Annotated in this window: 8 protein-coding genes; 5 read left to right on the top strand and 3 right to left on the bottom strand. The window is 64.9% G+C overall.

What is annotated here, in order from left to right; genetic code table 11:
* Nucleotides 1-35 precede the first annotated feature (35 nt).
* Genes L0U82_RS35045 through L0U82_RS35035 form a run of 3 tightly spaced genes read right to left on the bottom strand, consistent with a single transcriptional unit; the run spans nt 36 to nt 4,980 of the window.
* Complete coding sequence (locus L0U82_RS35045; RefSeq protein ID WP_233838220.1) at nt 36-1,157, bottom strand: M24 family metallopeptidase; 1,122 nt, start codon at nt 1,155-1,157, stop codon at nt 36-38.
* Nucleotides 1,154-2,914: a hydantoinase B/oxoprolinase family protein gene (locus L0U82_RS35040; RefSeq protein WP_233838219.1), complete on the bottom strand. Its 1,761-nt coding sequence runs from the start codon at nt 2,912-2,914 to the stop codon at nt 1,154-1,156. Before L0U82_RS35040 ends, L0U82_RS35045 begins: the two co-directional genes overlap by 4 nt.
* Nucleotides 2,911-4,980 (bottom strand): hydantoinase/oxoprolinase family protein, encoded by a 2,070-nt coding sequence (locus L0U82_RS35035; protein ID WP_233838218.1) that lies wholly within the window; start codon nt 4,978-4,980, stop codon nt 2,911-2,913. The genes L0U82_RS35040 and L0U82_RS35035 overlap by 4 nt, the downstream gene beginning before the upstream one ends.
* A gap of 155 nt (nt 4,981-5,135) precedes the next feature.
* Here L0U82_RS35035 and L0U82_RS35030 point away from each other — a divergent pair, with 155 nt between their 5' ends.
* The 5 genes from L0U82_RS35030 (at nt 5,136) to L0U82_RS35010 (ending at nt 11,806) form a co-directional block, all read left to right on the top strand.
* Nucleotides 5,136-6,014 (top strand): LysR family transcriptional regulator, encoded by an 879-nt coding sequence (locus L0U82_RS35030; RefSeq protein WP_233838217.1) that lies wholly within the window; start codon nt 5,136-5,138, stop codon nt 6,012-6,014.
* A 408-nt stretch (nt 6,015-6,422) separates the two neighbouring features.
* A complete protein-coding gene (gene hisC / locus L0U82_RS35025; RefSeq protein WP_233838216.1) occupies nt 6,423-7,553 on the top strand; it encodes a histidinol-phosphate transaminase in 1,131 nt (376 codons plus the stop codon).
* 123 nt (nt 7,554-7,676) lie between these two features.
* A complete protein-coding gene (locus tag L0U82_RS35020; protein WP_233838215.1) occupies nt 7,677-9,092 on the top strand; it encodes an aldehyde dehydrogenase family protein in 1,416 nt (471 codons plus the stop codon).
* Nucleotides 9,093-9,172: 80 nt separating this feature from the next.
* Entirely contained in the window at nt 9,173-10,504 is a 1,332-nt protein-coding gene (locus L0U82_RS35015; RefSeq protein ID WP_233838214.1) for an MFS transporter, read from the top strand.
* Nucleotides 10,505-10,819: 315 nt separating this feature from the next.
* Complete coding sequence (locus L0U82_RS35010) at nt 10,820-11,806, top strand: LysR family transcriptional regulator (protein ID WP_233838213.1); 987 nt, start codon at nt 10,820-10,822, stop codon at nt 11,804-11,806.
* The last annotated feature ends 225 nt before the right edge of the window (nt 11,807-12,031 follow it).

Here is a 12,031-nt window from a genome sequence, read left to right as displayed (position 1 = left end):
CATTTATTGATATCCGACCGCGAGCTTCGAAGCACTCAGGCGGTCACGGCAAACAGCTCGCGCGCGCTCGTCGACAGCACGTCGCAGCCGGTCTCGGTCACGCGCACCGTATCGCCGAGCACGATATAGCCGGCCTCCGGATGGTAGGTATTCGGATGCACGATCAGCGTCATGTTCGGCTCCAGCACCTGCTCGACGCCCTCCAGCACATGCGGGCCATCGACATACAGACCAATGCCGTGACCTCGCACACGCGTGTATTCGGCGCTCACGTATTCACCGAGTCCATGCTTGCGGAACACGTCGTTCTGCGCGGCGGCAATCTCGCCATGCGTAACGCCCGGCCGCACTTTCGCGATGCCCGCCTCCATCGCTTCGACATACACGGCGAACGCGCGCCGCTGGATCGCGGTGGGTTCGCCGATCGTCAACGTGCGGCAAAGCTGCGCGTAGTAGCCGTCGATGCAAGGCGTCAGTTCGGTCGTCACCAGGTCGCCGGGCGCCAGACGCCGCTCGCCCGGCGGATGCATGCTGCGCACCTCCTGCTGGCCCGAGCCCATGATGATGAAATTCTCCGGGCAACCGCGCGCGCGCAGCCACGCTTCGACATCGGCGATCACCTCGTACTCGCGGCGTCCCACCCGCGACGCGGCGCGAAACACCTGGTAGCCCTCGTCGGCCAGCGCGGCGGCGTGCGCGACCGCGTCGGCCTCGGCGGCGGACTTCGCGACCATCAACGCATCGAGCAATGCGGTGGCCGCATCGGTGCCGGCCGCGAAGCCCGCCTGTGCGAGACACCACGGCACCGCATGCGCGGGCGCGATCGCGGTACGTGACGGATGCGCGGGGTTGGCGGAGTTGGTATCGCGCAGCAGCGCGGCCGCGTAGGCGGCGGCGTCCGGCGCGCACACGACGTCGCACGACGGCTGCTCGGCCGCGATACGCGCCGCGTCGAATGGATGCTCGATCACCAGCCTCGTGCGCCCGTCGCGGGCAAACAGCGCGAGCGCTTCGCCCTCCATCGGTGTGACGTCGGCAACGAAACGCAGATAGTCGCTGCGCCACGCGTTACCGCAGATCACCAGCAGATCGAGGCCGGCATCGCGCATCGCCGCGCGCAGCCGCGAGCGCCGTTCATCCCGCAAGGCCGCGCTCACGCCGCGCCCTCGTTGGCCCGTGCAGGCTCTGCGCCCTCTGCAGCCCCGTAGCCGTAATCGCGCGCGGCGCCTTCCGCGCTCACGTAGCCGAGCCGCACATCCTCATGCACCGTGTCGCGCGGACGTTCGAGCGGATCGCCATAGCCACCGCCGCCGGCCGTCCAGAACGTGACCGTGTCGCCCTGCGCGAGCGCGACGTTGCTTTCCTTGGTGATCGAGCGCTCGCTGCCGTCGACGCGCCGGATCAGCGACGCGTTGCTGCGCCCCGGCTGACCGCCGTCGACGCCCCACGGCGGATCGATGATCCGTTCGAGGTTGATATTCACCGTGCTGTCTTCCAGACAGCGGTAGCGCAGCTCGACACCGAGCCCGCCGCGCTGCCGCCCCGGCCCGCCGCTGTCGGCGCGCAACTGATGGCATTCGATCAGGAACGGATAGCGGATTTCCTGCAGCTCGACCGGCGTATTGCGCACGTCGCCCTGACAGATCGACACCGACGCGGACTCGCCATCCGCGCTATTACGGCCGCCCCAACCGCCGCCGAAGATATTCATCAGCACGTAGCGCTCGCCGCTTTGCGCGCGCTGACCATAGAACGAGCAGCCGCCCATGTCGCCCTTGTGCGCTGCGGGAATGAACTGCGGCAGCGCCGGTGTCAACGCGCGCAGCAGCGTATCGATGACGGTCGGCAACGCGACGCTCCACAGCCCGAGCGCGGCCGGCGGCCTCGCGTTGAGCATCGTGCCCAGCGGCGAAACCAGCGTCAGCGGCCGGAAGCAGCCTTCGTTGACCGGCGCATGCGGCGCCGTGATGCACTTGAACGCGACCCGCGCGGCGGACAGGCCGCCTGAGTAACCGGAGTTCAGTGGACCCGGCACCTGTTCGTTCATCTCCGAATAATCGATGGTCAGGTTCGAGCCTTCGACCTTCACCGATACTTTCACGCGCAACGGTATGTTCAGGCGGCGGCCGTCGCTGTCGAGCCGCGATTCGGCGGTGTAGACGCCGTCCGGAATCCGCTCGACCACCGCGCGTGCATCGGCCTCGGCCTGGTCCCATGAAGCGGCGATGCAGTCGCTGACGGTCTGCACCGTATAGCGCCCATACAGCTCGGCCAGACGCCGGCCGCCGAGCTGGCAGGCGGCGATCTGCGCGCGCAGATCGCCGAGCGACGCGTCGGGAAAGCGGATGTTGTCGGAGATCATCTGCCACACGCCCTCGTTGCGCTTGCCGGCGTCGTACAGCTTGATCGAGCGCATCTGGATGCCCTCGTGGAAGATCTCGTAGGTCTGCACGTTGCCAAAGCCGGTGCGCAGGCCGCCGACGTCGACCCAGTGCGCGCGATTGGCCGCGAACGCAACGAGCCGGCCTTCATGGAAGCACGGCGTATACACGACGACGTTATTCAGATGCTGCCCGCACACGCCGGCGTGATTCATGATGATCACGTCGCCGGGCGCGAAGCCGTCCAACCCATAACGCTCGATGCCGTCGCGCACCGCGATATCCAGGTCGGCGAGAAAGATCGGCAGGCCGCCCGAGTTCTGGCAGATCATCCGCCCTTCGGTATCGATGAGCCCGCAACAGAAGTCGCGCACCTCGTAAATCATCATGTTGTACGCGGATTTGCACAGCGCGAGCGCCATTTCTTCCGCGTATGCGATCAGCGAATTGGTGACCACTTCGAGCGTGATCGGATTGACCTTGCGGGCGGCCGGCACGGCGGATGGCGCGGCGGCGTGAGTGTCGGCTGTCATTGCAGGCCCTCTGGCGAAAGTTGGATGGCGATCACGATGTGGCCGTGTTCGGTGACGCGCGCGACGTCGCCCGGAAACAGCACCGTGGTCGAATGCGGTTCCTCGATGATGGCCGGCCCCTCGACCGTGAAACCGGCCGCGAGACTCGGACGCCACAGGATGCGGGTCGGCAGCGGCCGGGCCGGATCGTCGAAGATCACGTCGCGAGTCTGTTCGCGGGGTTCGGTCGCCTCGGGCAGCTCCGCGCCGAGCAGTTTGTCGGCCGAGCCGGTGGCGCGCTCGACCGTCACCGTCAAACGCAGATTGACGACCTCGATGATCTCGCCGACCGCCGAATGGCCGTAGCGTTTGTCGTGCAGTTCGTCGAAGCGCGCGCGCAACTCGGTATTGGTATGCGACAGCGCATCGGGCGACGCGAGCGGCACCGCGATGCTGTGCTCCTGCCCCCGGTAACGCAGATCGACGCCGAACGCGAACTGCGCCTGCGCGTCGTCGAGCCCGTCGCTGGCGAGCTGACGGCGGGCGCTCGCGCGCAGATCCTCGAACGCGGCGGCGACCGCGCCCGCATCGAGCTGACCGAGTGTGCCGACCAGCGTGCGCACCACGTCGTGACGCCACGGCGCGAGCAGCATGCCGAGCGCCGAGAAGTTGCCGGGCAGGTTCGGAATCACCAGTGTCGGGATATGAATTTCCTTGCACAGCGCGGCCGCGTGCACCGGCCCGGCGCCGCCGAACGCGATCATCGCGGCATCGCGCGGATCCACGCCCTTGCGCACCGACACGGCGCGCACCGCCAGCGCCATCGCCGAATCGGCGATCCTGACGATGCCCATCGCGGCCTCGGCGGTCGGCAGATTCAGTGGCTCGCCGACGCGCGTGGCGATCGCGCGCTCCGCGCCTTCGGCATCGAGCGCCATGCCGCCGCCGAGAAAGCGCCCGGCATTCAGGCGCCCGAGCACGAGGTTCGCGTCGGTGATGGTCGGCTCCTCGCCGCCGCGCGCGTAGCACACCGGCCCCGGCGCCGAACCCGCGCTGCGCGGGCCGACGTGCAGCCCGCCCGAATCGTCGCGCCACGCGATGCTGCCGCCGCCGGTGCCGACCTCGACGATCGCGACCACCGGCAGTTGCATCGGCTGGCCGGTCGAATAGCCGCCGATGTAGTAACCCTCTTCGATCGTCATTTCGCCGTCGGTGATCAGCGTGGCCTTCGCGGTCGTGCCGCCCATATCGAAGCCGATCACCTGCCGCAGCCCGAGCTGCTTCGCCACGTGCCCGGCGCCGATCATGCCGGCGACCGGCCCCGACTCCATCATCGACACCGGCTCGACACATGCATGCGCGAGCGACATGCTGCCGCCGCTCGACCGCATCATATGGATGCCGCCGTCGAAGCCGCGCTCGCGCAGATGCGCTTCGAGCGTGCGCAGATAGCGCTGCACGCGCGGACCGACATACGCATTCAGCACCGTGGTCGACGTGCGTTCGTATTCGCGGCATTCGCGCAGGATTTCATGCGACAGCGTGACGAACAGCGTCGGAAACGCTTCACGCAGCAGGCGGCCCACCGCGCGTTCGTGGACAGGATTCGCATACGCGTGCAGCAGACAGACCGCGACGGACTCGATGCCCGCGCCAACCAGCCGTTCGCCGAGCGCGAGCACTTGCGCTTCGTCGAGTGGCACCAACACGTCGCCGCGTGCGTTGAGCCGCTCGCGCACTTCATGGCGCAGGTCGCGCGGCACCAGCGGGCGCGGCCGTCTGAACTGGATATCGAACGCATCGGGCCGGTTGCCACGGCCGATTTCGTAGACATCGCGAAAGCCTTCGGTTGTAATCAGCGCGGTGACGACGCCGCTGCGTTCGAGCACCGTGTTGATCGCGATGGTCGAGCCGTGCAGGAACTCGTCGATTTCGCCGAGCCGGGTGCCGGCCAGATCGAGTGCGCGCGCGACGCCGTCGGTCGGGTTCGCGGGGGTGGTAAGGGTCTTCGAGAGCACGAGTTCGCCGTGCCGGTAGCCGACGAGATCGGTAAAAGTACCGCCGATATCCACGCCTATGAGATTCATGTCGAGGTCCACGTTTCAGATCGGATGAGTAGCAGGTGAACGAAGGCTAAATGCGACCCTTAACGACCGCCAATCCGCTATTGGCTATGGGTTCATAGTAGGATTGTTATGGGCTAACGAGCGGGTGCGAGGGGACACGAATGCGGCAGGTGACGATGCGAGGTCTCGAGGTCTTCGTCGCGGTGGTCGATACCGGCGGTTTCGGTTCGGCGGCCAGCGAACTCGATATCACGCAGCCCGCGGTCAGCGTTCATATGCGCGATCTGGAGGCCAAGGTCGGCAGCGCGCTGTTCGAACGTCATCCTGGTGTTTCCCCTCAGCTCACGGCGGTCGGCCGCAGCTTCTATGCGTACGCGGTCGATACGCTCGCACGCGCGCGAGCCATGTCTTCGGATGTCGGGCAGTCCAAACGCAAGCTGCATTTCGCGGTGCAGCGTTTCGTCGCGAACGCGCTGCTGCGCCGGCCGCTGGAAGAATTCACATCGCTGGGTACGCAGGTCGAACTGATCGTGCGCACCGGCACCTTCGAGGAAGTCCACGCGCTGTATACGAAAGGCGCGGTCGATCTGGTGTTCCTGCTCGGCGACGGCGACATGCCGGAGCTGCACACCGAGCCGATTTCGCGCTACCGGCTCGCCTTCATTGCGCCACCTACCCATCCGCTCGCCAAAGAACAGAACATTTCGATCGGCGCGCTATCGGCCTATCCGTTCGTGAGCCCCTACGAGCAATCGCAATTCGGCCGCATGATCGCGAACCGGTTGCGCGCGATCGGCCTCGCCGATCCGATCATCGCCGCCCAGGCGCAGGAGATGAACACGGTGCGCGACATGGTGATGGCCGGCATGGGCATCACCTGCGCGTTACGGCGCGCGTTGCAGGCGGATCTCGCCGCCGGCTCGCTGATCGAGCTGGATGTCGACGTCGAGCCAATGTATGTCACGCTCAACTACGCGCGCCGCGACCGGCCGGACTTGCCGGAAATCGACACGCTGATCGAATTGATGCGGCGCTCCGAAGGGCTGCATCTGTGAGCCGCTGTCACGCCGCACGGCGCGGCGGCTGATTGCAGGCACAACCATATGCACCGTGCCGCGACTTGCGGTTAACCCTGCCTGATTGCAAAGCGTTCACCCGCTTGTCGCCGCGCGCCCCTGCTGCCGCGCTGAACCATGCAATCACTTTATGCCCGCATCTTTTTATTTCGTTTGTCGTCAGGTATTGGCGCCAGTAAATTAAATTGCCCGCTTGTTCAACGTCCCGTGAACGTGGATGTGACAGGTGGCCTGGCCCCGTTGTCGACGGTTCGATTCGCGCCCATGCGATCAGCCGCGCCGGGTGCCGGGAACGACACGCATCGCTGTTGCACTACACCCGCCGCACAACGAAACAGCGCGAAACGGCGCACGACGCCGACGCCGAAAACACAGGATGAGACAGGCATGTCAGAGTTTCTTACGCAGTGCGCTCCCCATATTCTCGACATTCCGCCGTATGTGGCGGGACGACCGGTATCCGATGTCATGCGCGAGTTCGGCCTCGAGCGTTCGACCATCGTCAAACTCGCATCGAACGAAAATCCGCTCGGGATGCCGCCTCTCGCGAAAGCGGCTATCGCCGCCGCGCTCGAAGAAGCGAGCCGTTATCCGGATTCGAATGGCCACGATCTGAAGCAGGCGCTCGCCGCCGCTTATTCCGTCGACGCCGCCTGTATCACGCTCGGCAACGGCAGTCACGATCTGCTTGAAATGGCCGCGCACGCGGTACTGCATCCGGGACTGTCGGCGGTGTATTCGCAGTACGCCTTCGTCGTGTACGGCAACGCGACCCAGGCATGCGGCGCCGAACATATCGTCGTGCCCGTCGATTCGCAGATGGGCCACGATCTCGATGCAATGCTCGCGGCGATCAAACCGAATACGCGATTGATGTTCGTCGCCAATCCGAACAATCCCACTGGCACATTCATTGCCGGCAGCAAGATCGAAGCGTTCCTCGAAAAAGTCCCGCCTCATATCATCGTGGTGCTGGACGAGGCCTATACGGAATATCTGAGCGACGGCGACCGCTACGACTCGCTGCACTGGATCGAGCGCTTTCCGAATCTCTGCGTGACGCGCACCTTTTCGAAGGCCTTCGGGCTCGCCGGCTTGCGCGTCGGCTTCGGCGTCGCCAGCCCCACGCTAACCGGTCTTCTGAACCGGCTGCGCCCGGCATTCAACGTCAATTCGCTCGCGCAGGCCGCGGCGATTGCCGCGCTGTCCGATCACGACTTCCTCGAACGCTCGCGCACGATCAACCTGCAGGGGTTGGAGCGGCTCGGCAAGGCTTTCGATGAACTCGGCCTCGCCTATGTGCGTTCGCATGGCAACTTCGTGATGGTCAAGGTCGGTGAAGAGAAGGAAGCCGGTCAACGGGTCAACGGCGCGCTGATGCGCCGCGGCGTGATCGTGCGCCCACTCGCGAGCTACGGCTTGCCGCAGTGGCTGCGCGTGACGGTCGGCACGCCCGAGGAAAACACGCGCTTTATCGAGGAGCTTTCTTCGATCGTCGAGTCGATACGCGCGGCATAGCGCCAGGTTCGCGCGGCAGCCGGCGCCAAAGAGCGCCCGCCGCGCGATGTCGAATGCGGTAGCGGTAGCCCGTCGGGGCAGGTCCGTTATCGCGCGTTTTCTTGTTCCCGCGAGGTCGCGTACATGAACAGTTATCGACACTTCTATGTCGACAATCAGTGGCAGCCCGTTACCGGCACGTCACTGATCAAGCTGGTGAGCCCCGTCACCGAGCAGCAGGTCGGCGAACTGCTGTCCTGCAGCAAGGCCGACGTCGATGCCGCCATCGATTCCGCGCATCGCTGCTTCCCTCGTTGGGCGGCCAGCAGCATCGAACAGCGCGAGCGCGCGCTGACCGCGCTGCGCGCGGCGATCGCGAAGCGCACCGAACAGATCGTCGCCAGCCTCGTGACCGAAGTCGGCGTGCCGGTGTGGGTCGGCCGCTCGATGCAGGTGCCGATGCCGCTCGCCAATCTCGACGCGATCATCGAAGGTCTGCACCAGTTGAAGTGGGAAGAGACCATTCGCACGTCGCGCGTGGTACGTGAACCGGTCGGCGTGGTCGCCGCGATCACGCCGTGGAATTACCCGCTGCATCAGATCGTCGCGAAAGTGGCCGGCGCAATCGGCGCGGGTTGCCCGACGGTGCTCAAGGCCAGCGAAGTCGCGCCCGGCGCCGCGCAGCTTTTTATGGAAGCGGTCGCCGAAGCGGATCTGCCGCCGGGGCTCGTGAACATGGTGTGGGGCGGCGCGGAAGTCGGCGAATGGCTGGTGTCGGACCCGCGTATCGATATCGTCAGCTTCACCGGTTCGGGCCCGGTCGCGAGCCGCATTCTCGCCAGCACGGCGGGCTCGCTGAAACGCACCGCGCTGGAACTCGGCGGCAAATCGGCCGCGCTGATTCTCGACGATGCGAATCTCGACGCGGCGGTGCCGATGATCGTGCGCCGCTGCATGAACAACTCGGGCCAGGCGTGCGTCGCGCAATCGCGTCTGCTGACGCCGCGTCATCTGCAGGACGAAGTCGTGCAGCGCATCACCGCGGCGCTTGCCGAATGGAAGCTCGGCGATCCGATCGATGAAAGCACGCGGCTCGGTCCGGTCGCGAACGCGCGCCAGTTCGACAGCATCGACCGGCACATCCGCGCCGCAGTCGACGCAGGCGCCACGCTGCTGGCCGGCGGCGCGGGCCGCGCGCCCGGCTTCGAACGCGGCTACTTCGTCGCGCCGACGGTCTTTTACGACGTCACCCGCACGATGCAGCTCAACTGCGAAGAAGTATTCGGCCCCGTACTCGCCGTGATGCCGTACGACGGCGACGACGACGGCATCGAACTCGCGAACGCCACCCGCTACGGACTGTCCGGCGCGGTGTGGTCGGCCAGCGAGTCACGTGCGATGAACGCGGCGCGCCGCATGCGCACGGGGCAGGTGATTCTCAACGGCGCGCCACCGAATCCCGCTTCGCCATTCGGGGGCTTTGGGCAGTCGGGATTCGGCCGCGAAAACGGCCGGTTCAGTATCGAAGCGTTTCTGGAATACAAGTCCATTCAACAATGATCGCGGCCATGGCGCGTTTGCCGGGTCGTGTTAATCCGGCAGCGCGTACAGACGTGCACACAACCACATAGGGAGCGGCAATGGAAGCTTCTGGCAAGGCTGGAAACTGGCGAGGCGCGGTCGCTTCGACCATCGGTAACGTTCTCGAATGGTACGACTTCGTACTATTCGGCTTTCTCACGCTGGTGATCTCGAAGCAGTTTTTCCCGGCGGACAATCCTTACGGCGCGCTGCTGATGACTACGGCAACGTTCGGTGCCGGCTTCGTCGTGCGGCCGATCGGCGGCGTGGTGCTCGGTATGTACGCGGACCGCTACGGTCGTAAGGCGGGTTTGACGCTGGTGATCATGCTGATGACGCTGGCCTCGGCGATCGTCGCGTTCACGCCGAGCTTCGCGACGATCGGCATCGTCGCGCCGCTGCTGGTGGTGCTCGCGAGACTGCTGCAGGGCATTTCGGCCGGTGGCGAGTTCGGCACCGCGACCGCGATGCTGGTCGAATATGCGCCGAAAAGCCGCCGCAGCTTCTACGGCAGCTGGCAGATGTTCGCGCAGGCGCTGGGCGCGTTGTGCGCGATCGCGATGGGTGCGATCCTGACCAACATGTTCTCGAAAGAAGCGGTGGAATCGTGGGCGTGGCGCTTGCCGTTCGCCTTCGGCCTGCTGATCGGTCCAGTCGGTATCTACATTCGTAACCGGATGCCCGAGACCGAAGCGTTCTCGCGACTCAGCAAGCCCGCACGCGCGCCGCTCAGCAAGGTGTTCTCCGAATACCCGCGAGAAGTGTTCATTTCGACCTCGATGAGCGCGGCGTTGAACGTGATGTCCTACGTGATCTTCACGTTCCTGCCGATCTTCGCGGTGCAAACGCTCGGCATGCCGCTCAAGCTGCCGTTCATGGTGCTGCTGCTGTCGGTGTCGCTGCGTATCGTGACGATTCCGTTCTTCGGCTGGCTCGGCGACCGCGTCGGTCAGAAGCTCGTGATGAGCATTTCGCTGTTCCTGTTCCTGCTGACGCTCTACCCGTCCTACTACTGGATGATTCACGCACCGTCGGTGACGTCGATCCTCACGGTGGAAAGCGTGTTCGCGTTGCTGTCGAGCGCCGCGACCAGCTCGGTGCCGTCCGCGTCCGCGATGCTGTTCCCGACCTCCGTGCGTTCGACCGGTCTGGCGATTTCGTACAACATCGGCGCATCGTTGTTCGGCGGCTTCTCGCCGTTCATCCTGACCTGGCTGATGCATGTCACCGGCGACAAGTTCGTGCCGGCCCACTACGCGACGCTGTTCTTCGCGCTCGGTCTGATCGGCGTGTTGATGCTGCGCACCGACAAGGACGGCCAGCCGATCGAGACAGTGGAGGACCCGAGGCCCGGGCCGGATGAAGCGGCGGGCTTGAAAGAAGCGCTGTAGGTTTCGTACGCTGCAACGCGATAAAACGCTGTAAAAAAAGGCCCCGGTTGTTCACCGGGGCCTTTGCTCTGGAAGCAATGGAAAGAGACAAGCACAATGCTCGCGTCGTGGATTCAAACAGATTCAGCCTGTTTTTGCAGTAGTAATGCGTGATGTGCAACGTAAGGCGACGGCCATGCCGTTCATAACCGGATTCTGCCGGGATCGGATTCGACATTGCCGCTCGCGCGCATCGGGCGCCCGGCGCCAGTCAGTCTAGCGACCGTCCGCGCAGGCGGCCAACGAGTAATAGTTGTGCGTGCATAAGGTGGGCTCATGGCTTCCGAACCGTTTCAGATCGGCAATGTGTCGCTCAAACAGTTGCGCGCTTTCGTGGTCGTTGCGCAGGAGAAGAGCTTCACCAACGCGGCAGCGGTGCTGCACGTCACGCAGGCCGCCGTCAGTCTGCTGATTCATGAACTGGAGAAAGAGCTTGGCGTCAGGCTGCTCGATCGCACGTCGCGCGCGGCGCAGTTGACCGACGCCGGCGCGGAGTTTCATCCGACCGCGATGCGGCTGCTGCATGAGCTGAACGCGGCGATCGCGGACACCCGCGATCTGTCGAACCGACGCCGCGGCCGTGTGAGCATCGCAGCCTCGCCGCTGCTGTGCTCGGCGATGCTGCCGTCGATCATTGCCGCGTACAAACGCGACTATCCGGAGATTTCGGTGGTGCTGCGCGATGTGGCGTCGGGCGATGTTCGACACCTGGTCGAGGATGGCGCGGTCGAACTCGGCCTCGGCAATCCCGGTGGCACCGGCGATCTGCTTGCGGGCGAAACCATTCTGCTCGACGAGGTGGTGTTGATCATGCCCGAGCATCACCCGCTCAGCCAGCAGACGGAAATCACATGGCGCGATGTCGCGCGCTTTCCGCTGATCGCGCTGACGGCGCGCAACGTAACGCGGCAGCTGGTCGATGTGAACGCAAGCGAAGCCGGCGTGCAGTTGCTTCCTCAATATGAAGTCGCGCAGGTGTGGACCGTGATCGGCATGGTAGTGGCCGGACTCGGCATTGCGTTCGTACCAGGGTATACGGCCGCCGTGCTGGACGCGTATCGAGTGGTTGCGCGCAAGCTGGCCGGCGCGCCGATTGCGCGGCCGATCGCATTGCTGCATCGGCGCGGCCGCACATTGAGCCCGGCCGCGCAGACCTTCCGCGATTTCCTGCACGGCTGGCTCGGCGAACAGAAAGACGCGAGTGCATGGCTTGCGCAAGCGCGCGCGTCATCTCCAGGGGTTATCCCGTCTATTCACGCCTGATGCAGGCGTGAATAGCGTCGGCTATTGCTGGCCGACGCTCTTGTTCCCACGGCCCGGATTGCGAGCGCGATACCGCGCTGCCGCAATCCTTACTCCAATCGAACCGGTACGTCATTGCATTCGACGGAAAGTGGCTCACGTACCCCGCTTTTTCCTTGCGAGACTTTAATGTACGGCGCATTATCTATAAAAGTCTACGACATATAAATACGCCCACATAAAGTC

Source organism: Paraburkholderia sp. ZP32-5 (genome assembly GCF_021390495.1).
Lineage (GTDB): Bacteria > Pseudomonadota > Gammaproteobacteria > Burkholderiales > Burkholderiaceae > Paraburkholderia.
This window is presented reverse-complemented; position numbering and strand designations above follow the sequence as displayed.

What these genes read in the sequence shown, in the direction of transcription:
- L0U82_RS35040 (WP_233838219.1), bottom strand. Translation starts at nt 2,914, where the DNA reads ATGACAGCCGACACTCACGCCGCCGCGCCATCCGCCGTGCCGGCCGCC.
- L0U82_RS35035 (WP_233838218.1), bottom strand. Translation starts at nt 4,980, where the DNA reads ATGAATCTCATAGGCGTGGATATCGGCGGTACTTTTACCGATCTCGTC.
- L0U82_RS35030 (WP_233838217.1), top strand. Translation starts at nt 5,136, where the DNA reads ATGCGAGGTCTCGAGGTCTTCGTCGCGGTGGTCGATACCGGCGGTTTC.
- hisC (WP_233838216.1), top strand. Translation starts at nt 6,423, where the DNA reads ATGTCAGAGTTTCTTACGCAGTGCGCTCCCCATATTCTCGACATTCCG.
- L0U82_RS35020 (WP_233838215.1), top strand. Translation starts at nt 7,677, where the DNA reads ATGAACAGTTATCGACACTTCTATGTCGACAATCAGTGGCAGCCCGTT.
- L0U82_RS35015 (WP_233838214.1), top strand. Translation starts at nt 9,173, where the DNA reads ATGGAAGCTTCTGGCAAGGCTGGAAACTGGCGAGGCGCGGTCGCTTCG.
- L0U82_RS35010 (WP_233838213.1), top strand. Translation starts at nt 10,820, where the DNA reads ATGGCTTCCGAACCGTTTCAGATCGGCAATGTGTCGCTCAAACAGTTG.